The organism is Undibacterium parvum, from assembly GCF_003955735.1.
GTDB lineage: Bacteria > Pseudomonadota > Gammaproteobacteria > Burkholderiales > Burkholderiaceae_D > Undibacterium > Undibacterium parvum.
In genome coordinates this window covers 4,478,294-4,504,984 of the sequence record NZ_CP034464.1, presented here as the reverse complement: position 1 = coordinate 4,504,984, position 26,691 = coordinate 4,478,294, and the positions used below count along the sequence as shown (strand labels likewise).

Annotated in this window: 19 protein-coding genes; 4 read left to right on the top strand and 15 right to left on the bottom strand. The window is 48.1% G+C overall.

From position 1 onward, the window contains the following. Nucleotides 1-138: 138 nt before the first annotated feature. Nucleotides 139-789, bottom strand: a complete 651-nt coding sequence (locus tag EJN92_RS19620; protein WP_126129377.1) for a hypothetical protein — start codon at nt 787-789, stop codon at nt 139-141. Nucleotides 790-1,300: 511 nt separating this feature from the next. Beyond that, complete coding sequence (locus EJN92_RS19615; protein WP_126130029.1) at nt 1,301-2,620, bottom strand: NAD(P)/FAD-dependent oxidoreductase; 1,320 nt, start codon at nt 2,618-2,620, stop codon at nt 1,301-1,303. Between the two features lie 453 nt (nt 2,621-3,073). Here EJN92_RS19615 and EJN92_RS19610 point away from each other — a divergent pair, with 453 nt between their 5' ends. Then, nucleotides 3,074-4,138 (top strand): DNA-binding protein, encoded by a 1,065-nt coding sequence (locus tag EJN92_RS19610; protein ID WP_126129376.1) that lies wholly within the window; start codon nt 3,074-3,076, stop codon nt 4,136-4,138. 371 nt (nt 4,139-4,509) lie between these two features. On the opposite strand, the gene ftsB is transcribed toward EJN92_RS19610, so the two are convergent. From ftsB to smc, 13 genes are all read right to left on the bottom strand, one after another. Continuing rightward, nucleotides 4,510-4,848: a cell division protein FtsB gene (gene ftsB / locus EJN92_RS19605; RefSeq protein WP_126129375.1), complete on the bottom strand. Its 339-nt coding sequence runs from the start codon at nt 4,846-4,848 to the stop codon at nt 4,510-4,512. Between the two features lie 71 nt (nt 4,849-4,919). Continuing rightward, the gene (gene eno, locus EJN92_RS19600) at nt 4,920-6,203 is read right to left on the bottom strand and encodes a phosphopyruvate hydratase (RefSeq protein WP_126129374.1); all 1,284 of its coding nucleotides are present in this window, start codon (nt 6,201-6,203) and stop codon (nt 4,920-4,922) included. 253 nt (nt 6,204-6,456) lie between these two features. Continuing rightward, complete coding sequence (kdsA, locus tag EJN92_RS19595; protein WP_126129373.1) at nt 6,457-7,311, bottom strand: 3-deoxy-8-phosphooctulonate synthase; 855 nt, start codon at nt 7,309-7,311, stop codon at nt 6,457-6,459. 1 nt (nt 7,312) lies between these two features. Further along, nucleotides 7,313-8,950: a CTP synthase gene (locus EJN92_RS19590; protein WP_126129372.1), complete on the bottom strand. Its 1,638-nt coding sequence runs from the start codon at nt 8,948-8,950 to the stop codon at nt 7,313-7,315. Nucleotides 8,951-9,063: 113 nt separating this feature from the next. Then, nucleotides 9,064-10,029 carry a lipid A deacylase LpxR family protein gene (locus tag EJN92_RS19585; protein ID WP_126129371.1) on the bottom strand — a complete coding sequence of 322 codons (966 nt, stop codon included), beginning with the start codon at nt 10,027-10,029 and terminating at the stop codon, nt 9,064-9,066. Between the two features lie 2 nt (nt 10,030-10,031). Next, complete coding sequence (locus EJN92_RS19580; RefSeq protein ID WP_126129370.1) at nt 10,032-10,847, bottom strand: alpha/beta fold hydrolase; 816 nt, start codon at nt 10,845-10,847, stop codon at nt 10,032-10,034. Nucleotides 10,848-10,882: 35 nt separating this feature from the next. After that, nucleotides 10,883-13,246, bottom strand: coding sequence for a DNA internalization-related competence protein ComEC/Rec2 (locus EJN92_RS19575; protein WP_322348670.1), 2,364 nt, complete (start codon nt 13,244-13,246; stop codon nt 10,883-10,885). A gap of 88 nt (nt 13,247-13,334) precedes the next feature. Continuing rightward, a complete protein-coding gene (locus EJN92_RS19570) occupies nt 13,335-14,168 on the bottom strand; it encodes a TatD family hydrolase (protein WP_126129368.1) in 834 nt (277 codons plus the stop codon). A 214-nt stretch (nt 14,169-14,382) separates the two neighbouring features. After that, a complete protein-coding gene (locus EJN92_RS19565) occupies nt 14,383-15,228 on the bottom strand; it encodes a PA4780 family RIO1-like protein kinase (protein ID WP_126129367.1) in 846 nt (281 codons plus the stop codon). Nucleotides 15,229-15,744: 516 nt separating this feature from the next. Further along, on the bottom strand, nt 15,745-16,278 hold the full coding sequence (gene def, locus EJN92_RS19560) for a peptide deformylase (RefSeq protein WP_126129366.1): 534 nt from the start codon (nt 16,276-16,278) through the stop codon (nt 15,745-15,747). 57 nt (nt 16,279-16,335) lie between these two features. Further along, a complete protein-coding gene (gene ligA, locus EJN92_RS19555) occupies nt 16,336-18,405 on the bottom strand; it encodes an NAD-dependent DNA ligase LigA (RefSeq protein ID WP_126129365.1) in 2,070 nt (689 codons plus the stop codon). A gap of 4 nt (nt 18,406-18,409) precedes the next feature. Beyond that, a complete protein-coding gene (locus EJN92_RS19550) occupies nt 18,410-19,480 on the bottom strand; it encodes a cell division protein ZipA C-terminal FtsZ-binding domain-containing protein (RefSeq protein ID WP_126129364.1) in 1,071 nt (356 codons plus the stop codon). Beyond that, on the bottom strand, nt 19,477-23,001 hold the full coding sequence (smc, locus tag EJN92_RS19545) for a chromosome segregation protein SMC (protein ID WP_126129363.1): 3,525 nt from the start codon (nt 22,999-23,001) through the stop codon (nt 19,477-19,479). The genes EJN92_RS19550 and smc overlap by 4 nt, the downstream gene beginning before the upstream one ends. Before the next feature lie 391 nt (nt 23,002-23,392). Between smc and dapC the strand changes: the two genes are divergently transcribed. The 3 genes from dapC to EJN92_RS19530 are packed head-to-tail and all read left to right on the top strand — an operon-like array spanning nt 23,393 to nt 26,688. Further along, nucleotides 23,393-24,613: a succinyldiaminopimelate transaminase gene (gene dapC, locus EJN92_RS19540; RefSeq protein ID WP_126129362.1), complete on the top strand. Its 1,221-nt coding sequence runs from the start codon at nt 23,393-23,395 to the stop codon at nt 24,611-24,613. 52 nt (nt 24,614-24,665) lie between these two features. Further along, entirely contained in the window at nt 24,666-25,493 is an 828-nt protein-coding gene (gene dapD, locus EJN92_RS19535; protein WP_126129361.1) for a 2,3,4,5-tetrahydropyridine-2,6-dicarboxylate N-succinyltransferase, read from the top strand. A gap of 58 nt (nt 25,494-25,551) precedes the next feature. Then, nucleotides 25,552-26,688, top strand: coding sequence for a PilT/PilU family type 4a pilus ATPase (locus EJN92_RS19530; protein ID WP_126129360.1), 1,137 nt, complete (start codon nt 25,552-25,554; stop codon nt 26,686-26,688). Nucleotides 26,689-26,691: the final 3 nt, after the last annotated feature.

Below are 26,691 nucleotides of genomic sequence, written 5' to 3'. Positions count from 1 at the left end.
GGGCTTACAACCCCCTGTAGGGATACAGCCCATTCCCTCGAAAAGGTAAAAACGTTAAGGTTGGACGCTAATTCATTATTACGGATATACAAATAAGCAAGAAAAAACGGATTATTTCGGTAAGAATATTACAAGTAATCAGTGTTCAAGACTATTCCAAAAAGAAACTTTTACCTTTTCGAGGGGATGGGCACAATTAGCCTGATTGCGATTGCTGGCGTTGTCGGTCTTGATCAGCAACTCGATGCGATTGCGGTTCATCGCTGGCAGGGCGCGCCCATTACTAAAAATTTTACCGTCTACGCCTATGTTGGTGCTTGGGTTCCAGCGATTGAAGTTGCCGGTGCCGGCAAACACTTTATCGAGCAAGCGATTGGCTTCGGCCAGATCGGTGTTATTTGCCACCAGCATGGTGACGTCTTCAAAGCGCGACAATTGGGCCGCGATACGCATCAGATCTTCACGCGCTAGCAGGCGGCTATTCGACATATCGCGCTCTTCTGGGGTGCCGTTGAAGTTACCCCAGGCCGAGACCGAGGCACCGTAAGCCATCCAGGTAGCGGCGTGCGATGCGCCTTCTTTCGGCACCAGATAAGTCGTCACCGGAGGCGGTGGTGGTAAAGGCTCGGGCGGCTGTGGTGGAATAGGTTCATCTGGATCTTCACCGCATGCGGTCAAAGGCAGCGCCAGACCAGCGAGCGCCAAGGCCCCGGCGCCGCGCATGAATTGCCTGCGCTGTTGTGATGCAAAGTTGATGTGATCTACTTCTACTGATTTTTCGTGCGCCATATGCCTTACTCCTAATATTTTTTCATATTGAAATTTCCATCTGTCCCATGCCGTGATCGGCTTGCCCTGAGAAAGATCTTGCTCAAGGACAAAACCAGTTTATCGCCAGAAATTTTCAAAAAAAAGAGACATATACTGCACTATTGATTCAGTTTTCTCATGACTCCTAAGTTTATTTTGTTTTTGCCTAGATATTTGGTTAATGCACGGCAGGCTAACAGTCTTCGTAATAAACGCTAGCCATAGGGGGGGGCAGGGGTGAACGAGGAATCTCATTAAAAACTGCGCAGGCGCTCAATCAGGGCCTGTATGGCCGTCTAAAATTGCCCTGTTGCGCTGCCACTTACATCATTTACATTTTCTGTTGCAAATTCAACCCAGCATGGTGCTCGATTTTGTTTGAATAGGGAGCGCTTACGCAATCCCTATGCGGCCTGCAGGCCCAAATGCTGCCAGCAAGCGCATGGAATATGCGCCTACACGTGTGGGGCGTGGCGTGTAGTTTGCGTAGTCAGTGCAGCTTGATGCGCGGATTTCTGACCCTGTCTATGCTGGCGACCCAAGTGGCCAGCCAGGTGTGAAACCAGCCGTAGACCACCACTTGATGATGCTTGTGTAGCGACCAGTACATCCATTTGGCGATTGTGCCTTCGATGAAGATAGAGCCACTCGCGAGCGCCCCCATCAAGCTACCGACGGTACTGTAATTTCCTAGCGAGAGCAAAGAGCCGTGGTCGGTGTAGCGATAAGTCAGCAACTCTTTGCCATTGAGCATGCGTATCAGCGATTTGGCCAGTAGGCTCGCTTGCTGATGCGCGGCCTGGGCGCGTGGCGGCACTGCAGGCAGGCCTTCTCCTTGCGGGCAGGCGCAGCAATCGCCGATCGCAAAAATGGCCGGATCGCGGCTAGTTTGCAATTGCGCGTTGAGTACCAATTGATTGATACGATTGCTTTCCAGTCCATCGATATCCTTTAAGAAATCGGCGGCCTTGATACCTGCCGCCCACACCACGATACCGCTGGGGATGAATTTTCCGCTGGCCATCATGACCCCGTCTTTGCTGACCTCCACTACTTTTTCATTGGTGTGAACTTCCACGGCGATACTGCGCAACTCTTTGGCGACCGCTGCCGCAAGGCGTTCAGGCAGCATTTGCAGTAAGCGCGGGGCGGCATCGACCAAGACAATCTTCAAGTCTTTTTCAGGATGAAAATTTACCAAGCCATAGCTGGATAATATTTTAGTGGTCATGTGCAGCTCGGCCGCTAGCTCGACCCCAGTCGCGCCGCCTCCTATGATCGTGACGGTGAAGCGACCTTCGCCTGCGACCTGCGCCAATGACTGCGCGCGCAGGCAACAATTCACCAGTTTTTTGTGGAAACGCTCGGCCGCCGCTAAGGTATCGAGCATGATGCAATGCTCACGCACGCCCTTAGTGCCAAAATCATTACTCTGGCTACCCAGTGCTAGCACCAAACTATCGTAAGCGATCGACTGGGTGGGCAATAGCTCCTCATTATTCTCATCCAAAGTCGGTGCCAGAAAAATTTTCTTATAGCGTCTGTCCAGGCCATTCATGCGCCCCAGGCGGAATTCAAAATGATTGGCGCGCGCTAAGGCGAAATATTCTCTCTCATCCGCTTGGCTATCTAAGGTGCCAGCCGCGACCTGATGCAGTAGCGGCTTCCACAAATGGGTAGGGCTGGCATCGACCAGGGTAATCAGGGCTTTCTTCTTCTTGCCTAATTGCTGGCCCAGGCGCACCGCTAATTCCAGGCCGCCGGCACCACCGCCGACGATGGTAATTTTATGCAAAACTTCATCAAACATCGCACTCACGATAAATATCCTCAATGTTGGAAAATGGGCGACCGCAAATACGCAACGGCTAGTGCGCACAGCGTAGAAGGCGATCTAATGGAGGCAGTGTGACGTCATATGGCTCCATTGAGTAGTGCCAATAATTGATTTTCAATGGAACCATTTATTGGGCGAGCCTAACAATAGCCGAGCTTACTGCTAAGAAGCTACTAGCCAGACAGTTTTAGTTAGGCCTATTCAAACACGAATCTTTCTCAAGATCACAGACGTTAAGCCGCTGGATATTTTACTGAGTACTGAGCCAGGCTTTGTATCAATGACCGAGGAAATTTTCATGCGATGAAGATCGTTGATTATTCAATATTATCAATAATAATAGACATTATAAGAGTAATGTCATATTTATTGATTTAAAAGTTGGAAATATAACGTAATACGTTGTATTATCAACCAATAACTTCAATGAATGAATATATGGATACTCTTGAACAGAATGAGCGCATGCTCTTGGCGGACATCGACGTACTTCGCAATCAATTCCCACAGACACAGGATCTGTATCGTGAAGTGTGTGTGGCCATGTTCTTCCGCTATGGAATGACGCCGACAGCCAATAAGTTATACCAGCTGGTGCGAAAAGGCAGCATGTCGGCACCTGCGGAAGCCCTGAATCGTTTCTGGGAAAACCTGCGCGACAAAAGCAGGGTGACTGTTAGTCATCCCGATTTGCCGGAATCCTTGAAAACCGCAGCGGGAGATCTCGTTGCCACTTTGTGGTCAGCGGCCCAAAATGCCGCTCAAGAAACGCTGGCATCTTTGAAGGTTGATGTGCTGTTGCAGGTTGAACAGGCAAATGACAAGGCCAATTTGGCGGTTGCTGCCCGCGACCAAGCAATATCAACATTTAATAGCATGCAAAAAGAACTAATGGAAACGCATACTGAATGTGATGTACTCAAACACGAAATTACAGCCTTAATATCGACGAACTCATCGCTCGAATCTCAATTGGAAGACTCAAAAAATGATATATCCGTAAGTAATGCGAAACTAGATGATGCTCTCCGTGAGCTGGTCTTAGAAATGGAAAAACTCCGTGCTTCAGCAAAATTAAACGAAGATAGACTGGCGTCAGCGGAAAGACGGGCGCTTCTAGAAATCGATCGAGAGCGCACAGCTAATATTAGGCTTCAAAAAGCACTAGAAACAGCGCGCGTTGAATACAAAATGAAGGTCGACGTGCATCACGCTGAATCCAATGCGTTTCAGTCTCAGATGGCCAACCTGAGGCAAACAATAGGCAATTTAGAAGGTGCGATTCAAGCCGCTTCTGAAGCTCGCGAGATTGTCAATCGCGAACTAATACAGTTAAAAATTCAGATTTCCAACAATACTCATGCCTTGGCAGGCTCGGCTGTAGAGAGAGACTTGCTTCTTCGTAAGCTGCATGAATGCGAATTGGGAGCTGCAAAAAATGCGGCGGCCATTCAACCGACTACGCGAGCTAAGCGAAGAAAGACAGAATAATGACTAGCGAGAGCAATGTTTTCAACCGGATACTTTTACGTTAAAGCATTCCGATTAACGTAATAATTTGGACTGATTGAAATGGACCAAAGCATTAGGTAAGTAGAGTCCAAAGTTTTACATTAGCGCGTTTCTGTCGCAACAAACGTGAATAAATCATTAAATTCAAATACTTATTGCAGTAAGGGTATCAGATTTATTTCATTTTATTCGGGAAGTTCCACATTTACGTCCACTAAGTGACTACTTTTACTTCGCCGAACGGTTAAATATCGCTTCTATTGATGCGTAAATTTTGAACTTCAATTTTACATAATATAAATTATGCGAAATACCAGGCTATTATTTGCCTCTCCGATTCGCTTACTTTGCTATTGCCGCGCACCAATAACTGGCTTACTTCCTAAAGCTGCTGCCGGGTTGGATTTTAATTCGGTGCCAGCATTAAGTATCTGTACAAAGATTTCATCTCTCTTAATCATTCCCAACTCAAAACGAGCGCGTTCTTCTACAGCGCCTGTACCTATTTTTAGATCTTCAACTTCTGAAGCGAGTTTATTATTTCTCTCTTTCAGATCTTCATTCTTCTTTTGCGCTGCGCTTACTTGCCTATCTAATTCCCAAACGCGCAGCCAACCGCCTTTACCCAACCACAGCGGATATTGAATCAACAATAACAAGGTGACGAACACGATGGCAAGTAAGCGCATTGAGTTTTAATCTATCAAAAATAAAGTACATAAAAAAGGAGAACAAATGCTCTCCCTTTTACAAATAAAGCTTACTTCAAATTATAGAAAGCGTCGCGGCCTGGGTAACTAGCCACTTCACCCAAATCTTCTTCGATGCGCAAGAGTTGATTGTATTTTGCCATACGATCAGAACGGGACATAGATCCTGTTTTAATTTGCAGAGCGTTCATACCGACGGCGATATCAGCAATCGTGCTGTCTTCGGTTTCGCCAGAGCGATGTGAGATTACCGCTGTATAGCCAGCGCGCTTAGCCATTTCGATAGCGGCAAAAGTTTCGGTCAAAGTACCAATCTGATTAATTTTGATCAGTATCGAATTAGCGATGCCTTTTTGTATGCCTTCTTTGAAGATCTTGGTATTGGTGACGAACAAGTCATCGCCAACGATCTGCACTGTTTTTCCGAGTTTCTCTGTCAGAATTGCCCAGCCGTCCCAATCGCCTTCGGCCATGCCGTCTTCGATAGAGATGATAGGATATTTGTCGACCCAAGTTGCCAGCAAATTCGTGAAATCAGTAGCCGACAAAGTCAGTCCTTCGCCTTCCAAGTGATATTTACCGTCTTTGTAGAATTCGCTAGCGGCGCAATCGAGGCCAAGAGCGATTTGTGTGCCTGGCTCGTAGCCAGCGGCTTCTATCGCTTGAATAATCAGTTTGATGGCAGATTCATGATTTTCTACTGATGGTGCAAATCCACCCTCATCGCCAACAGCTGTCGTTAAACCTTTGTCGTGCAGGATTTTTTTAAGTGCATGAAAAACTTCTGCACCGTAACGTATTGCTTCGCGAAAACTAGGTGCACCAACCGGGATAATCATGAATTCTTGAATATCCAGATTATTATCGGCATGTGCGCCGCCGTTGATGACATTCATCATCGGCACTGGCATTTGCATGGCGCCCGAACCACCGAAGTAACGATACAACGGCAAGCCAGCCTCTTCAGCGGCCGCTTTGGCGACAGCCATGGAAACTGCCAACATGGCGTTTGCACCTAGGCGCGATTTGTTTTCAGTACCATCTAAATCGATCAAAGTACGATCCAGAAAAGCTTGTTCGTTAGCGTCTAAACCCATGATCGCTTCGGCTATTTCTGTGTTGATGTTCTCGCAGGCTTTGAGTACGCCCTTGCCCAGAAAACGCGATTTATCGCCGTCCCGCAGCTCCATCGCTTCGCGGCTACCGGTCGAGGCACCGGAAGGTACTGAGGCACGCCCCATAACACCAGATTCCAGCAAGACATCGCATTCAACGGTAGGATTACCGCGTGAATCCATGATTTCACGACCGATAATATCAACAATAGCACTCATTCAATTCTCCTAAACGATCAATTTAAAATAAGAAATTCGCCAACAAAATAAAATAATGCGGCTGGGTCTCACCGTTGCATGTAACGGGTTTCTAGATAAAACGACATTTTGATTTTTGGTAATGACAAGAATATGGCAGCGGCGCTTAATGGCGGCACTGTCAGCGTATCTTCAGGTCGATGGGTTCAAAAGCTTTTATCTTCACCGCCCGCCACCTGAGTCGGCGCGGACGGGACTTGCATCACGCAATAAATCAGTTAAAACTGGACTCCAGGAATCCATTCTTTTTCACAACCCGATCAAGGTCGATCAAAGTTGATAGCAATTCTTTCATGCGTCCTAATGGCACAGCATTCGGACCGTCCGACATGGCCATTGCAGGATTCGGATGAGTTTCCATAAACAAGCCAGCTACGCCAACCGCAATCGCCGCACGCGCCAATACCGGAACAAACTCGCGTTGCCCGCCGGAAGATGTGCCCTGCCCGCCCGGCAACTGCACCGAGTGGGTGGCATCAAAAACCACAGGGCAATTGGTTTCACGCATGATTGCGAGCGAGCGCATATCGGATACCAAATTATTGTATCCAAATGAGACACCACGTTCGCAGGCCATGAAAAGATCTTCGGATAAGCCAACTTCTTTAGCTGCAGCGCGCGCCTTGGCGATGACATTAATCATATCGTGGGGCGCTAAGAATTGGCCTTTCTTAATATTGACTGGTATCCCAGATTGCGCACAGGCCTGAATAAAATCAGTCTGACGGCACAGAAATGCAGGCGTCTGCAAGACATCGACCACCGCTGCCACCGGTTTAATTTCTTCGATCGCATGGATATCGGTCAATACCGGCACATTCAATTGCTTCTTGACGTCAGCCAAAATCTCTAAGCCCTTCTCCATTCCCAAGCCACGGAAAGACGTACCGGATGAGCGGTTGGCCTTATCGAAAGAAGACTTATAGATGAAAGGAATACCTAAGGCTGTCGTCATCTCTTTCAAAGCACCAGCAGTATCAAGCGCCATTTGATGGGACTCAATAACGCATGGACCTGCGATGAGAAAGAAAGGATGATCGAGGCCGACATCAAAACCGCAAAGCTTCATGTTATTGTCCGTTCGCTTTTTTATGGGCAATCGCTGCCTTGGCAAATGAGATGAACAAAGGATGTCCATCACGTGGTGTTGATTTGAACTCAGGATGATATTGCACACCTAAATACCAAGGGTGTACATCGCGTGGCAATTCCATGATTTCGCACAGGTCTTCGGTCGGGGTTCGTGCCGAAACTGTTAAACCCGCTTTTTCTACGCGTGCCAAATAATGATTGTTTGCTTCGTAGCGGTGACGATGGCGTTCAGTGACGACATTACCGTAGATCTCAGCAGCTAAAGTGCCGGGATTTACTGCGCAAGTTTGTGCGCCCAAACGCATGGTTCCGCCCAGATCTGAATTCTCGTCACGAGTCTCTACCTTGCCGTCATGGTTTTGCCATTCATTAATCAAGGCCACGACCGGTTGTTCGGTTTCCATGTCGAACTCGGTCGAGTTTGCCATGCTTAAACCAGCCATATTACGTGCATACTCAATCAAAGCAACTTGCATTCCGAGGCAGATACCGAGGTAAGGTATTTTATTTTCACGCGCATAACGTGCCGCCATAATTTTGCCTTCAACACCGCGCTTACCGAAGCCACCTGGTACCAGAATCGCGTCGAATTTCTCTAGCGCCTTGGTGCCGTGCGCTTCAATTTCTTCAGAGTCTACGTACTCAATATTCACACGGCTTTCTGTGTGTATACCTGCGTGACGCAAGGCTTCCGTCAATGATTTGTAAGACTCGGTCAAGTCAACATATTTACCAACCATGCCGATAGTGACTTCTTCCTTAGGGTTCTCTAAGGCGTAAATGAGCTTATCCCACATCTCTAAATTAGCTGGCTGTGGTGATAGCGCCAACTTGTCGCAAACAATCTTATCCAAGCCTTGATCATGCAACATTTGTGGAATTTTGTAGATGGTGTCAGCATCCCAAACCGAGATCACAGCATTTTCCGGTACGTTAGAGAACAGCGATATCTTAGCGCGCTCATCATCAGGTATAGGACGATCGGCACGGCACAATAAGGCATCTGGAAAAATACCGATTTCGCGCAATTTTTGTACGCTGTGCTGTGTCGGTTTGGTTTTTAATTCACCAGCCGAGGCCAGGAAAGGTACCAAAGTTAAATGCACAAACGCAGCAGAATGGCGACCAGCACGCAAACTCAGTTGACGCGCAGCTTCCAGGAAAGGCAGGGATTCGATATCACCAACCGTACCACCGATTTCGACCAGAGCCACATCGTAGCCGGTTGCACCGCGATAGATGTAATCTTGAATTTCGTTGGTGATGTGCGGAATAACTTGGACAGTTTTGCCCAAATACTCACCACGACGTTCTTTACGAATCACAGATTCATAAATCTGGCCGGTAGTGAAATTATTCACTTTTTTCATCTTGGCTGTGATAAAACGCTCGTAATGACCCAAATCCAGATCGGTCTCAGCGCCGTCGTCTGTGACGAACACTTCACCGTGCTGGAATGGACTCATGGTGCCCGGATCAACGTTGATATACGGATCGAGCTTAAGCATGGTGACTTTGAGGCCGCGCGATTCAAGAATCGCAGCGAGGGAGGCAGCAGCAATGCCTTTGCCTAATGAGGAGACTACGCCCCCAGTAACGAATACAAACTTGGTCATTGCAGAAGGTGCCAGACGGCACAAGCGGGAAATTCGAATTATACCCCACGTAGATCCCGCAATGCCAATTCACAATAGATATTTTAATGATTTATCTGTGCTTTTCACTAAATTTACATGCCATAAATAAATTGTATTCGAGCAAAATTTTGCGCGCCCATAGAATTATCTAATTCTTTAATTTCATTACTACGACGGATTATTGAGGCATATAGGCCATATGTCGCGCCGCGCCACTGATAGCCTAGTTCTAACTCGGCCACGGCTGGCTTGGGATGCACTGCCGATTGTTGTTTGTTGAAGTAACCGCCTTGCAGAGTTGCGTCATAGCCAATAGCCTTTACCTCAGCGCGTAAAAAGCCGTAACTACCCGGCTGTTCTGGCAAGGCATTATGCCGGCCTAAACGTAAAGTTGCGCCCATACTGGCATCGGTAAAGATATTTCCAAAGCGGGCTTTGAAGCTAGGACTGAGGTCCACATTCTGATTAAAAGACCAGCGGCCGGGCCGCCATTCGCCGGACAAAACAGCACCCCACTCTTGATGCAATTGCGTATCCCAGCCTTGTGGTAAGGGTTGATTGAGCAGCTTATGCAATTGGGTCTGAGTCCCCTGCCCGCCTGCGCAAGGGCCTAAACAGCCCACATCCAAACCCAGGCCCCAGGCTTGGCCGTTAGATTTAGCGAGTTCTTTGAATATGCCTGTATAGAGCCATCCAGCGTAAGGATGGTCTATATTTGAAATTTGGTTAGGATACAGCTTGATATCCGAGGCCGTATATAGGTCTTGCGCGATTCTCCAGCCATAGCTAATGGAGAGATCCTCACTATTGAGAACTTTCGAAACTGAAATTTGATTACCACTGGTATAAAAACCATCGTCTTTTCGCAATAACAAACTGTCATTATCGATCGCCAGTTTAAATACTGTAGTCCCGCTGCTAGAAACGCGCTGCCACTCATCCTCAGAGGGTGCGACATCGGCTAGGGCGTTTTTATTACAAAGCGAAAATAGCAGAATAGACAAAGCTAATTGCCAGTGCTTATACATTTTTTTCGGTGTTTTTTGTGGCGTGTGCATTTTCAGGCCTTCAATTTAAATGAGTCAATCATCGCATGGACAGCTTTAGCTGTTTCGGCTGGCACCTCCATAGGCAACAAATGACCGCCAGGAATTTTAACAAAATTTTTGCCGACCAATTTCCTGGTCGCGGCTAAGCCTGCTTGCCGGCATTCTACCGAGTCGTCGCCACCAACAAAACCTATGGGTACTTTTACCCCTTTTCTGGCAATGGCGCCCAAATGATGCGGTAGGGTTCGATAAATTTGACTCTCTACCTCGCGCGTAAAACGTAAAGTGACGCCCTCATGATGCGCACTCATTCCACAACTGACGTAATCCTTCAATACTTGAGTCGGCCAGATTGCAAACATCTCCTTACTGACAAAGTGTGCGTAGGCTTCAGCCTCGCTTTTCCAGACATTTCTACGTTTCTCGGAGAAGCGCGCTGGCGAAAATTTTTTATCTAGGCCCGTCTTCTTGAATAATTTCAGCATCAAAGCACGCCAACCACCCACCAAAGGCGAATCAAGTACCACCACAGAGCTGATTAGATCCGGGCGTAGATGCGCCAGCATGAAAGCTAAAATCCCACCAAGAGAATGGCCGACCAGGATCACCGGTTCTTGATATTGCTGCGTCAAGGTATCGATTAATTCCTGCACCAGATGCGGCCAGCCATCAGTCACAGGATAAGCCGGATTATGCCCATGAATTTCTAGAGCGCGCACATCATAATGTTCTCTAAGATGCTGAAAAAATACCGCATAGGTCCCGGCTGGAAAACTATTAGCATGGACAAAATGTAGTATCGGCTTGCGAGTATTTGGAGTGGGCATTTGCATAAATGATGGAGACATATACTGTATGAGTATCAACGTCGATACCAATAACGTGCATGTTCGGTGCGAAATTCGGAAATGAGCAATGTTGTCCCGAATTGTAATGTGATTGCACCCGATTCGTCTGTTCTTAGACGGTTTACTCCAAACTCAGCATAGCGATCGAAAACTTCAGGCTTGGGATGATGATAGCGATTTCTATATCCGACCTGAAAGATCGCAACTTGCGGCTGCACTGCGCGTAAGAATGCCGGGGTTGAAGAGGTGCCGCTGCCATGATGTGGCGCCAGCAAAACAGTGCTCAATAATTTAGGCGCTATGCTATTGAGCATTTCATCTTCCTGTATCGCCTCTATGTCACCAGGCAACAACAATGACAGCGTGGGAGTTGAAATTTTGAGGGTGCAACTTCTGGCATTCGGTTTCCATTTATCACTGTCGTAACTAGCTGACGTCGGCTGCAACATTTCAAAATGCACGCCGTCCCAATCCCAGGCTTGACCCGCCGCGCAACGGCTATGCCTGGCGGCAGCGCTAACGATGGCACTATCCAGCTTTAAAGAGGAACTCAGCAAATCCACCTGCATCCCAGCCAGTAGGCTCAAAGCACCGCCAGAATGATCGTTGTCATTGTGAGATACAACTAAAGTATCAAGATGCGAGATGCCGCGCGCATTAAAGTAAGGAAGCAAGACCCGGCTACCGCCATCTGATTCTGGCGAATAATACGGCCCCGTGTCATACAATAAACGATGTTGCGCAGTCTCCACCAGTAGCGCCATGCCTTGCCCGACATCGAAGGCAGTTACCCGCATTTCTCCTTTCTTTTGCGGCTCTTCAGAATTGATAAACAGTGGGAAGTAGCAGAACAGACCTAACCAAGGCAACGGCCAACCACGCGGTGCCAACAGCCAAAGCGTCCCTAGCATGGCGATCGCAAATAGAATAAAAGGTGGTATAGGCGCACGCCATACGGCAAAGTCATATTGACTCAGTAGCTCCAAAATTCTAACCAAGGTCTGCACCCAAAAATGCGCGAACTGCAATAGCCAGTTCGAAAAAGGCGCAGGTAGCACACTGCCTAACAAGGATAGCGGCGTTACCACCAGGCTTATCAAAGGAATTGCGAGCGCATTGGCCAAGGGGCTGATCAACGAGACCTGTCCGAACAGCAGCATCGTCAGAGGAAGTAAGCCCATGGTCACCACATATTGGGTGCGACTGGCCTGTCGCATCACTCCCCATATTTTGCCTAGCCTATCGTTCTGTGGGGACGATCGTGACTGCGCATTCGCGCCAAATATTAAGATCGCTACCGCCACAAACGACAGCCAAAAACCTGGCCACAATACCGCCCACGGATCGAGCAGCACCACCACCAGCAAGGCTAAGCATAAGGTGTGCGAGACACTAGTCAGACGCCCACTCCACATAGCGGCCGCCACCACGCTCAACATATACAGCGTGCGCTGGGCAGGCACTCCGAAACCTGCCAAAGCCACGTACAGCAAAGCGACCGCCATTCCGGTCAGGGCTGCCACTTTTTGTGCCGGCAAATACAAGGGCAATTGGGCATTGGTAAAAAACGAGTGTCGCCATAGGTAATGCATTAGCGCGCCAAACAAGCCCGCCTGCATGGTGATGTGTAAGCCAGAAATCGATACTAAATGCGAGATACCGGTGCGATTAAATATTTTCCAATCCGATTGTGCTACACCTCTTTGATCACCGATCACTAGCGCCACAATCACGCCTGCATAAGGCGCGCCAACTAAGGCAGTTTGTATGCGATCACGCAAGTAGGAACGACTACGCTGTATCAGATTGTTTGGACTCCAGACGAAGGCGTCGATACGCTGATTTTTGTAGGCGCCATCTGGCCGTACATAACCAGTGGCGCGCAATTGCTGCTCTAAAAGCCAGACCTCATAATCAAAACTACTAAGAGGATTAGCGTTGCCATAAGGACGCTTTAATCTGAGCGTCAACTGCCAGCGCTCGCCCGCATTCGGCGCGCCTATCTCGCTAGCACTTAGTGCTGAATTAGGTGGAAAATACCAGGCCAGCGCGATGTTCTTCGGAAGCGTGGCAGCCAAAGTTCTATCCTCAAGCGTTTGTTCTATCTTAAAATTAAACCTCAGACCCTGCTGAAAATGATGTGGCAAGCTACTGACCACACCGATCACAGTAATATCCCTGCCCTCCCACTCCTTAGGCAATTGCACTGAAAGATAGTAAGTGGCGAACAGTGAGGCCCAGACAAAACCCAGCATGGCGCTTAGTATCAATATGCAACTGCGGTACAGGTAGCGATAAGCGTTAGCAGAAGTTGGGTAGCCCCTGCGTTGCAAGCGCAATGCAATCAGCAATGCGCTCAGCAGTAGAATCAGGCTCACTACTAGTACTTGTAGTTCGAGTAGATAGGCCTGCTGCTGCAGAATCACGACACCAAGAACAAAGCTTGTGATCGCGCTACGCATAAACTCAGCGCGCGCTGGAAGACGGAGCAGTTTTGGGCAAGCGCATGCGCGGTAGGGCATCCAACACATTGGCACTAGTGCGCGCGGCAATCAGTTCCGCTGGCATGCCGCGTAACTGGGCCAGAACCGCGCCGATTTTTGGCAACTCGACCGGGCTATTGATGCCATTGGCCAGCCAATGCGGTGCAATATCTGGTGCGTCGGTTTCTAATACGATGGCATCTAGTGGCAGCCCACTTGCCAATCGACGAATTTGCAAAGCACGTGGATAGGTCATGGCACCGCCGAATCCCAGCTTCAACCCTAGCCCGATAAAGGCCTGCGCCTGTTGTTCGCTGCCGTTGAAGGCGTGCGCAATGCCGCCAGCGACTTTAATGCGTCGGCAGTGCTTAAGGATGATGTCTTGCGAACGACGCACATGCATTAAAACCGGCAACTCAAAATCACTGGCAATTTTAAGTTGCTCCGTAAAAAAATACTCTTGCTTTTCTTTTAAAGGACTCTGAGTCAGGGCAGGCACAAAAAAATCTAAGCCTATCTCGCCAATCCCAACAAACCCAGATGCCAACTCCGGTGTAGAGATTAAATCCTGTACTTTTTTCCGCAATGCCAGCAATGCATCTTCATGCGCGTCTGGCACATACATAGGGTGTATGCCCAAAGTGTAGAAGCAAGTTGGCGAATTTTGCGCCAACTCCGCCACCACCGAAAAATTACTGGGATGAACCGCCGGTATGACGATGGAGGACACTCCCGCTGAGGCGGCTTGCTGCGCCACAGCGAGAGACTGCCCGGCAAATTCAGCGGCATCCAAATGACAGTGGCTATCTATCCACATACAAGCGCATTCTAAGTTTAATTAGTGATTAAGTAATGGTCAGACAAAAGATAGAAACTTAGTAGATGTTTCTATTTACTGCCATGCCGGACGCGCAGTATCCATGCGCCCTACAGGCCAGACAGGCTGGAAACCCGCATGGATAGTGCGCAAGCGGGCATGCCAGTTTTAAAAACCGTACTACGAAGCGAGCAGAACAAAAACAAAAACAAGTCTACATCTCTTGCTGCGAGCGTTGCCGGTCTTCTTCTTCGCGCCTGGCCAACTGTATCTCATGCAAAACTGCCCCAACATTGGCAGGGCGTTTTTCGGCTGCGACACGCCCGGTTAATGCGGTATCAGTCCTCAGCAATCCTGCGGTATACAAAGCCCACATTTCTTTGCCGTATTGGGTGTGATTGAGCTGCGGCGCAAAACGGCCAAAATAGCTGGCGAGATTGGCGACGTCGCGCTCTAGCAAGACCGCGGCTTCGGTATTACTGGCCGCATCGATCGCTTGCGGCAGATCGATAATCACAGGGCCTTCGGCATCAACCAAAATATTAAACTCAGACAAATCGCCATGGATCACGCCTGCACACAACATCAAGACCACTTGCTGCAAGAGTTGCGCATGGTAGTCCAGCGCCTGCGCCTCACTGAGTTCTACGTCATTAAGCCTAGGTGCCGCATTGCCTGCGGCATCAGTGACCAGATCCATCAGCAGTACACCCTCAAAACAGATGTAAGGCTTAGGCACTCGCACGCCAGCAGCAGCCAGCCGATACAGGGCATCGACCTCGGCGTTTTGCCATGCCTCTTCTTGCATCTTGCGACCGTAACGCGTGCCCTTCTCCATAGCGCGCGCTTGCCGGCTATTCTTTACTTTGCGACCCTCTTGATACGATGCAGCTTGATGAAAACTACGTTGATTGGCTTCTTTATAGACTTTTGCGCAGCGTATTTCTTCCCCACAGCGCACCACATACACGGTCGCCTCTTTGCCGCTCATGAGCTGGCGTAACACATCGTCGACCAAGCCCTCTTCTACCAGTGGTTGTATTCTTTTTGGTGTTTTCATTGAGTACGAAAGAGTTTGAATTTCTAAATTAATTTGTAAAACGAACGGCAAGTATCAGACTAGTCCAAAGAAATATCTCTAGTAGATAAAATCTAAACAAGCATCACTATGGCATTATTGATCTAACATGTAAAACATCTAAGGACGAATAGTAGCAAGATACTTAGCAAGATACGTCGCAAGATTCACGCCTGGCTGTAGACTTGATCGATAACTGCTCTATAATATGTGGGTATGTTAGCGACAACATCGTTATTCACTTCACCTACCGGAGCAAAATCATGAGCAAAGCCCAAGACAGTAAAAAAGCGGTAAAAAAAGAACCAGCAAAATCACCGAAAGAGAAAAAAGAAGCGAAGAAACTGAAAAAAGAAGCGACTAAGCATCAATAGTCTGTTTCAGTAGTCCACATCAGTAGCTCACATCAATCGGCTCACAGTGACTCGTATTAAGTGTGCTGCTTAAGCACAAACTTTCACGAGTCCTATTTCCTGTTGCGGAAAACGCTAATTTGCCCTAATCGTCTTGATTAGGGTCCATCTCAGGAAATAGCACTTCGGTGTAGCCAAATTGGCTTAAGTCTCTGATACGCATAGGGTATAACTTGCCATCGAGATGATCACATTCATGCTGTACCACCCGAGAATGAAACCCATCGACATCACGGCAGATACTCTCGCCGTACTGATTAAATCCCTGGTAGCGTAATTTACTCCAACGTGGCACCAAGCCGCGCATGCCAGGCACAGAAAGACAGCCTTCCCAAGCCTCATCGATCTCTTCCGACAGCGGCGTCAGCACAGGATTAATTAAGACAGTTTCAGGGACAGTAGGCGCATCTGGGTAGCGTTGATTATTCTTAAAACCAAAAATAACCAGGCGTAAATCCACTCCAATTTGTGGCGCAGCTAAACCGGCGCCGCTGGCATGTTCCATAGTTTCGAACATATCTGCGATCAATGCCAATAACTCTGGCGTATTGAATTCCAAAACAGGCTGCGCCACTCGCAGCAGCCGCGCATCGCCCATTTTCAGTATTGGATAGATCATAATAATTACTTTCCGAGCTTAACGAGGTTAAAAGATATACAGTAAAGCAGTGGCATATTACTCCTCTAATGCTGGACTGCAGAGCAGCAGCAACTCGGCTTCTGTCAATACACTGATATTTAGTTCTCTTGCCTTTACTAGCTTACTACCAGCATCATCACCAGCGACCACATAACTGGTTTTTTTTGACACCGAGCCTGCCACTTTTCCGCCGTTTTTCTCTATCAATCCGCTCGCTTGCTCGCGACTTAAATTCGGTAAGCTACCGGTTAAGACCAAGGTTTTGCCTAATAAGGGCAAGTTACTATCATTGGTTGGAGTGACTGTCGGCCAATGCACGCCAGAGGCAATTAATTGCCTGACGATGTCCACATTTTGCTGATCTGAGAAAAATAGCAAAAGCGACTTTGCCACCACCGGACCAACTTCAGGAACATTCAATAATTGCTCTTCGTTGGCAGCCATGAGCTTATCAATATCGGCAAAACTAAGTGCAAGATCTTTTGCCGTCGTCTCACCAACGTGGCGTATGCCTAATGCATAAATAAAGCGGCCCAGGCTAGTCAATTTCGAATTTTCTAGTGCCGCCAGAATATTTGCAGCCGACTTCTCTGCCATTCTGTCCATTTTGAACAAGCTGGCAGTATCCAATTTATACAGATCAGCAGCAGTTGTGACCAACTGTTTGTCTACCAATTGCTCTATCAATTGCTCGCCCACACCATCGATGTTCATCGCTTTGCGCGAGGCAAAATGAAACAAAGCCCCCTTCTTTTGGGCGGCACATTTAAGCCAGCCACCCGAACAGCGAGCGATGGCCTCATCTTCAAGCTTGACGATAGCCGATCCACAGATAGGACAGACTGTTGGCATGACAAACATCGTTGCATGTGCGGGGCGACTATCGAGGATACTTGCGACTACTTCAGGAATGACATCTCCAGCCCGTCGAACGCTCACGGTGTCGCCTATGCGTATGTCTTTTCTGAGTATTTCTTCTTCATTATGCAAGGTCGCATTGGTCACCGTGACACCGCCGACAAACACTGGAGCCAGTCTAGCCACAGGCGTGATCGCACCAGTTCTACCGACTTGCACCTCAATATCCAAGACCGTGGTTAAGGCTTCTTGCGCCGGGAATTTATGCGCAATCGCAAAGCGTGGTGCCCTAGAAACGAACCCCAACTTTCCCTGCTCTGAAAACGCATTAACTTTGTACACCACCCCATCGATCTCGTAAGCTAAGGCACTGCGTTTTTGCTGGACCTGTTCATAAAACGCTAGCAAGCCAGAGGCGCCGCGGACCACCGCATTTTCCTCGCACACAGGGATGCCCAAAGTACGATACCAGTCGAGTAAATCGCGATGTGATGCAGGTAAGTCGGCAGCTCCAAGCGCGCCTATCCCATAGGCAAAAAAACTCAGACTGCGTTGCGAGGTAATCTTAGAATCTAGTTGACGCAAACTACCCGCCGCCGCATTGCGTGGATTAGCAAATTCTTTGGCGCCAGCGTCGCGTTGACGCTGATTTAAGCGATCGAAGTCCGCTTTAAACATCAACACTTCACCACGCACATCCAAGACTGCTGGCGGATGTGCGGTATTGAGACGCAGTGGAATACTGCGTATGGTGCGAATATTCTCGGTCACATCTTCGCCGGTATACCCGTCGCCACGTGTTGCGGCTTGGCTAAACACACCATCGATGTAACGCAAATTAATGGCTAAGCCATCGAATTTTAAATCTATCGCATATTCCAGCTCTTCTGACGTCGCCAAACCCTCTTTGGCGCGTTTATCGAAGGCCAAAATATCGTCCGCCTCAAAGCCATTATTCAAAGACAGCATAGGCACCGCATGTTGCACTTGACTAAATTCTGGCAATGCTATGCCACCGACACGTTGTGTCGGCGTATCTTTGGTAATTAACTCAGGATGCTGCGCTTCTAATGTCTGCAGTTCTAAGAACAGCGCATCGTAATGCGCGTCTGGGACTAGCGGCGCATCTGCGACGTAATAGGCATGCGCATGGCGATTTATTTCCTGGCGCAAATACTCGGCGCGAATAGTAAGCTTACTGAATAACTCATCGGCAGTTTCGGATGCCTTAAAAAAATCATCTTGCATACGGCTAACTGAACAAACGTTGTGCGCGTACAGAACCGGCCGGTATCTGCGACTCTGCCATTGCAGTATAGAATTCACTGACTTGCTCAGCGATTTCATCGAGTGCGGCTTTCGAGATTGCTTGATTCCCATCATCCACGACGGTGCCGCCCAACCTCGCCGACAGTGATCTGGCACAGGCCGACATAGCACCAAAGCCATCTCTATCTGGCGCCACGCATGGGACGTCGAGTAATAAGGTCAAACGTGAAGTGAGACTTTCGCTCATGCTGACATTGGTCGATAAACTAAATAGTACGCCACCATCACCATCAGGCATGACCAAACGCCCATCAGGTCGCACATCGAAACCTTGCTTCTCTAAAGCCGCCAGTAAAGTATTAATTGCCCAAGGTGCACCGTTGGATAAGATATTTACGCTTAACTGTGCATCATGTTCGGATACGAATTGATGCAAATCTCGCGCCGTCGCCATGACTTGATTCATGTCGGGTATGTCTGAATGGGCATTCAATCTATCAGCGATCTCGCGCAATTTACTGACAAATTCAGAATATTCGAGTTCGTTCAAAGGGCCGGCCCGACTCACCATGCGCACACCTGCAAACAAGGCAGTGAAGACCCCGCCATGCGCGATTTCTTCGCGTTCACCGTCGTGACCCAAACCAATAAAATGCACCGGCTTTTTACCTACGTAGCGCAAAGAGCTGATTTCAGCGAGGAGTTTCTCGCCGCGCATAGGCGCATCGAATTCTAAGGGGATGATGCAATCGATCAGTTCATCAACTGCCAAGTCTTTTTCTTGGCGCGTAGTTGGCTGTGCTGTTGCGCGGGAAACCGGCTCACCAGGTTCTTGTTCTGCGTTTACATCTTGCTCCATATGGGGTTCGTGTCGCACATGGACTTCGGATGGAGCCGATGCTAGATCGGCATTCATCAAAACGTCGTCATGTGAGCCAGAAAAGGCCTGATCCACACTTTTTTTCGCTTTATATTCCTGCCACTTGTTAAATATAAGCACACCAACTACAAAGGTGCCGCCCATCGCCACTAAACCTAATTGAAAATCTGTCATGCTGCCTGTACCTCACCGACTAAATGTGCGGCAGATTCCATATCCACCGCAACGATACGAGAAACTCCCTGTTCTTGCATGGTGACGCCTATCAACTGCTGCGCCATTTCCATCGCAATTTTATTGTGAGAGATAAACAAAAATTGTGTGTTCTTAGCCATACGTTTTACCATATTACAGAATCGTTCCGTATTAGAATCATCCAAAGGCGCATCGACCTCATCCAACAGGCAAAATGGTGCCGGATTTAATTGGAACATAGAAAACACCAAGGCGGTTGCTGTCAGGGCTTTTTCGCCACCAGAAAGCAAATGGATAGTAGCGTTTTTCTTGCCTGGAGGTTGCGCCATCACCTGTACACCTGAATCAAGTATTTCGTCACCTGTCATGATCAATTTCGCCTGCCCTCCTCCGAATAAAATCGGAAACAGTTCAGCAAAATGGTGGTTTACCTTATCAAAGGTGTCTTGCAGCAGATCGCGGGTTTCTATATCAATCTTATGAATCGCGTCTTGCAGTGTCGTAATGGCTTCGGTCAAATCGGCAAACTGCGCATCAAGAAAAGTTTTTCTTTCCTTGGCTTGCTGCAATTCATCCAGAGCTGCCATATTCACTGCGCCAAGCGCGGCAATTGCATTCGTTAATCGCGTCAGCTCACCCTGCAAATAGGACGCCTTCATTTCTGCATGAAGCTTCAATTCTAAAGCGGCTTCATCAACTTCAAAATTAGCTAATTGTTCCGCGTATTGTTCCTGATTAAGTCGGGCGGCCTGCTCTTTGAGTTGCAACTCCATGATACGTTCACGTTGTGGCTGGAAGCTACGTTCCAGCTGCATTTTGGCGTCTTCACTCTGACGCAGTTTTTGAGTCAACTGATCAAGTTCATGCCGTGCATCGGCCAAAACCCGTTCTTGATCACTGCGCTTATCCAGTAGCGATTGCAGCCCGGTTAAGGCAGCCTGATCATCCATAGACTCCAGTTCTAGCTTGCCTTGCTGCATAGTCGCAAACAATTGTCCGGCCTGCTCTACCGCGGTGGCGCTGCTGCGCTTGAGTTCATCGATTTTGTTGCGCTGGGTTTTTTCGGCGAAAGCGATCTCCTGCGCAGCCAATTCCAGATCGCGCAAACGCAAGCGTGCATCATTGAGTTTTTGCTCGTTTTCGAGATACAAGGTTTGACCATCCTCATGGGTTTCCTGTAACTCAGCCAATTCCATATCAAGCGTTTCGAATTTTTCTTCCGATTCAGCTCTGGCTTGCTGCTGATCACTTTCCTGCGCGGCTATCTCTGCCAAATCGCTGGATATTTGAGTACTCCTTTGATTGAAACGCTCTTGCACTTCCGTGAGCTTCATCAACTCAATTTGCTGCGCATGCAGCGATTGCGTCAGACTCGCCACTCTTTGCCTCAATTCTTGCAAAGATGAACTAGCTTGAGTGTGCAAGGACTCTGCGCGCACCACGCGGGTCCGCCCCTCATCGGCCAATAATTGCTGAGCGCGGCATTGCTTGCCTACATTTTCGATTTCCTGTTGACGTGCCAACACCCCATCTTGTTCAGAATCTGCAGCAAAAAAACGCACGCTGGTTTGACTAATGATATGCCCCTGCCTGGTAATGAAGCAGGCACCTAGCGGCAACTTTGCGCGCTCAGCAAAGGCAGCACTAAGGTCTTCCGCGATATACACTTGATGCAACCAGTCATTCATCAGGCTACGCAAGCCAGCTTCATTGAGTTGCAAGAGATCGACTAAAGCACGTAGACCCGGTTCAGGAACAAAAGGATTAGCGGTAATGACAGGCGAGTACAGTGCCAATTTAGCTGGCGGCGCGTCGTTAAAAAAAGCCTTCGCCCAATCTAAATTGGATACTTCCAATGCGCTGGTGCGTTCCCTGAGTATGGCTTCCAAGGCAGATTCCCAGCCAGCTTGAATATGCAATTTTTTCCATAACTTGGGTAGACTGGCCAATTCGTGCTTCTCTAACCACGGTTGCACCTTGCCTTGGCTCTGCACCTTTTCTTGCATTGATTTCAAAGCCATCAGGCGCGCATCAAGTTGGGCAAACTGCGCCGCGTCTTGATTGGTTTGCTGCTGCGCTGCGCGTCGCTCTTCTTCCAGTTGCGGTAGACGTTCTTGAGCTTCTTCTAATTGCATAGTCGCCTCTTCCAGCGACTGTTTCTTTTCTTCGACCTGCATTGCCATATTTTGCAAATGCGAAGTATCTGGCAGGGCCAAGCTTTGTTTCTCTTGCGCTAAACGTTCGCGTCTTGCGGCAAGTGTATTTAAGATACTCGATGCATTGCGTTGCTGTGCAGACTCTAACTCTATCTGCTGCTGGCATTGCATGATTTTAGCGCGCGACTCGGTAGTTTTAACTTGGGCGCTGCGCCAGATTTGCTCTAATTCCGGCAATTTATCGTTGTGCCGTTGAGCGATTTCCTGTGCTTGTTCAGAACGCAAGGCTAGCTCTTCCACCTGGATCTCTATTTCCGCCAAATCTTCGTGAAACTGCTCACCCTGACGCTGCCAGTGATCACGCTGCGCGGTTAAGGAGGCTAGTTGGGCCTGCAGGCGACTACGCGATTCAATTACAAATTTAATTTCAGCTTCGAGACTGCCAATTTCCGCATTGGTCTGGTATAGGTGGCCTTGAGCCTGATGCATCTTGTCGCCAACAGCATAATGCGCCTGACGCATGTGATCCAGCTCCAGCTCCACATGGCGCAGTTTGGCAGTTTGCTCTTCCAGGTCTAGCTGCGATTTTTCAATTTCAGCGAAATATTTTTGCTGTTCAGATGCAGCCTCTTTCTTACGCAGTAGCCAAAGCAGTTTCTGCTTCTCTTCCTGATCTGACTGCAAAGAATGATATTTATTTGCAACAGCCGCTTGCGCCTCAAGCTTTTCCAGATTGGCATTGAGCTCGCGCAAAATATCCTCTACCCTAACCAGGTTCTCATTGGTATCTTGTATGCGATTCTCAGTTTCTCGACGCCGTTCTTTATAGCGTGAAACGCCAGCCGCTTCCTCCAGGAAAATACGTAATTCTTCTGGTCTGGCTTCAATGATCCGCGAAATCATACCCTGACCAATGATCGCGTACGCGCGCGGACCTAAGCCTGTACCTAGAAAAATATCCTGAATGTCACGTCGACGTACCGGTTGACCATTGATGTAATAGGTAGAGGTGCCGTCTCTGGTTAAAGTGCGTTTAACGGCGATCTCCGCATATTGTCCCCATTGCCCCGCTGCCTTACCCAAACTATTGTCAAAAACTAGCTCAACCGAGGCGCGCCCTGCCGGTTTTCTATGAGTAGATCCGTTGAAAATAACGTCTTGCATCGATTCGCCGCGCAATTCTGAAGCTTTTGACTCACCCAAAACCCAACGCACCGCATCAATAATATTCGATTTACCGCAACCATTCGGACCGACCACGCCGACTAACTGTCCTGGCACCTGAAAATTGGTGGCATCCACAAAGGACTTGAATCCGGATAATTTAAGAGAAGATAAGCGCACGTTATTTAGATTTATGGTCTTTTAAAATAGATGTCAGAAAAAGTCATCTCAATATTTCAGATATTCAAGCTTGTTGCCGCTAGCATTTAGGCGTTTTGAATCAGCTGAAGCTAGTAATAAGCATAAGTATCATATCATTTTGAAGCCTATGATTTTTCATTTTCGACGCTTTTTAAGCGCATCTAAAAAACTTCGAGCAAACTTCTAGCTAAGCAGCTTCACTGCTACGGAGGCGGTATAATACGATAAATACCCCCTAAAAAGATAAGAGTGCTGCTACCACAAATGGCGAGCCATGATTATCGATTGCCAGATCTTGTTTTTTATTTCCACTTATTCTTAATCAACAATTGTTCTTGCTCTTGCAGTGAACTCCTTATTGAAGCCTTCAGTGAATCCTTTTCTCAATAAACTGCAACCCTATCCGTTTGAAAAACTCAAACAACTGTTCGCCGGGATTACCCCAAATCCCGCCTACAAAGCGATTAGCCTAGGCTTGGGCGAGCCCAAGCACCCTACCCCCTCGTTTATTCGAAATGCCCTCACTGAACACTTAGATGGCTTGGCGAGTTACCCGTCCACTGCTGGTATAGATGGTCTGCGACAGGCTATTTCAGCCTGGCTGGCGCGTCGCTATGGCATTCCTGCTTTGAACCCAGCTACCGAAATTTTACCGGTCAACGGTTCGCGCGAAGCCCTGTTTTCTTTGGCTCAGACGATAATCGACCCAAATAAAAATCAGCACGGGACGCCTTTGGTTCTGTGCCCTAATCCCTTTTATCAAATCTATGAAGGCGCTGCGTATTTGGCGGGCGCCGAGCCGTATTTCGCGAATGCTGATCCGGCACGCAATTTCGCACCCGACTATCAAAGCATTCCAGAAGAAATCTGGCAGCGGGTGCAACTGCTGTATATCTGCTCTCCTGGCAATCCAACCGGTGCCGTATTAAATCTACAGGACTGGGAGGAGCTTTTCCTTTTATCTGATCGCTATGGTTTTGTGATCGCCGCGGACGAATGTTACTCAGAGATTTATTTCAATGATGAGGCACCTTTGGGCAGTTTGCAGGCTGCACGTATGCTTGGGCGCGACAACTACCCACGTTTGATAACACTATCTAGCCTCTCCAAGCGCTCTAATGTCCCTGGTATGCGTTCGGGTTTTGTGGCTGGCGATGCGGCGATCATTAAACAATTCCTTTTATATCGGACTTATCATGGCAGTGCCATGTGTCCTAGTATACAATCGGCATCTATTGCCGCATGGAACGACGAGCAGCACGTGCAGGAAAATCGCGCGCTTTACGTCAAGAAGTTTGCTCAGGTCACGCCCTTACTCCAGGAAGTGCTTGATGTTAAGCTACCCGATGCGGCTTTTTATCTGTGGGCCAGAGTCGATAAACTAGTGACTATTTCGGATACCGAGTTCGCTAGAAGACTGTATCAAGAGTTTAATGTGACGGTACTGCCGGGCAGCTATTTAGCACGCGATGCGCATGGCATCAATCCGGGCGAAAATCGCATACGTATGGCCCTTGTGGCTGAAGTAGAAGAGTGCATGGAAGCGGCGCAACGCATAGTGGCCTTCACCAAAAATTTAGCTGCAAAATAAAGCAATTTAGAATTCAAAACCATTTCATTTAATTTTTTAGTTGACTACATATATGACACAACAATTACAGCAAATTATCGATCAAGCTTGGGTAGATCGCGCCAATTTCTCACCAAAATCCGCACCAGCAGAATTGCGTGAAACCGTCGCCCACGTACTTACACAGTTAGACAGTGGCATTTTGCGCGTAGCGCAAAAAATAGACGGCGCATGGCAAGTTAATCAATGGATTAAAAAAGCTGTTTTACTTTCATTTCGTCTCGAAGATAACATCGTCATGCCATCAGGCGAGCACATGCAGTTCTACGACAAAGTCCCGACTAAATTTGCCAATTACACTGCCGAAGATTTCGCCCGCGGTGGCTTTCGCGTGGTACCACCGGCAGTTGCCCGTCGCGGCAGTTTCATCGCTAAAAATGTAGTTCTGATGCCGTCCTATGTCAACATCGGTGCTTACGTCGATGAAGGCGCTATGGTCGATACTTGGGCCACCGTTGGCTCTTGCGCGCAAATTGGTAAGAACGTCCATTTATCTGGTGGTGTTGGTATCGGTGGCGTATTGGAACCTATGCAAGCGAACCCAACCATCATTGAAGACAATTGCTTTATCGGTGCCCGTTCTGAGGTAGTCGAAGGAGTTATCGTAGAAGAGAATTCCGTAATTTCTATGGGCGTCTACATTGGACAATCGACTAAAATTTACGATAGAGCTACTGGTGAAGTCAGTTACGGCCGCATTCCATCGGGTTCAGTAGTGGTGTCTGGTAATTTGCCGTCTGCAGATGGCAAATACAGCCTGTATTGTGCGGTCATTGTAAAACGCGTTGATGCACAGACTCGCTCTAAAACCAGTATCAATGAACTACTGCGCGGCGTATAAGCGACAGACTCTCTGCAACCACAGTATTTAGTTTGAAAAAATAGGATAGGAAAACATTATGGCCATGGATCGCTTATTTCAGTTAATGAAAGAAAAACATGCATCTGACATGTTTTTCGCCATCAATTCTCCTATCCATCTCAAACTCAATGGCAATCTTTTGCCTATCAATCAGCAAAAACTTGATCAGGCGGGGATACTCTCGCTACTCAATGAGGTTGTCTCGCCCGAGCACATGGAAATTTTGGAGCGAGACAATGAGCTCAATGTCGGTATCGGCGCACCAGGCATAGGCCGTTTCCGTTTATCAGCATTTCGTCAGCGTGGTTCTATATCGGCAGTATTTCGTTTTGTGCCGGGACATATCCCGGCATTAAATACACTCAATTTGCCGCCGGTACTGACAGAGTTAATCATGGAAAAACGCGGCCTGATTTTATTGGTTGGCGCCACTGGTTCGGGTAAGTCAACCACGATCGCGTCTATGCTTGATTATCGCAATGAAGTGCGAACCGGGCATATTTTGACACTGGAAGACCCGATTGAGTATTTGTTTAAGAGCAAAAAATCGATCGTTAATCAGCGCGAGATAGGTACCGATTCCGAAAGCTTAAAAACCGCCCTCAGGAACTCGCTGCGGCAAGCCCCAGATTGCATCTTGATCGGTGAGATTCGAGACCTTGACACCATGTTGGCGGCGATTGCCTATGCCCAATCTGGCCATTTGGTACTTGCCACTTTGCATGCAAATAATAGTTATCAGGCCTTGAATCGCATCATCAGCTTTTTCCCTATGGAAAATCGCGGCGCATTGCTACTCGATTTATCCTCTTCGATACGCGCCATTATTTCGCAGCGTTTAGTGAAATCGACGGACGGTGGGCGCTGTGCTGCGGTTGAAATCATGCTTAACACGCGTTACGTCGCTGAGTTGATAGAACAAGGCGACATTTTTCAAATTAAAGAGGCAATCGAAAAAAGTCTGTCGCCAGGCTCACAGACTTTCGAGCGCGCTTTAATGCAACTGATCAAAGATGGCTTAATCAGCCAGGAAGAAGGTTTGGCCAATGCAGATTCAGCGAATAATTTGCTATGGCTACTCAATAACGAAGTAGTGCAAGCACCTGTGGAAGCAGAGCCTGAGCCAGAAAAAACTGATGAGGCATCATTCACCGAATTTACTCTGAACATGTAAGAA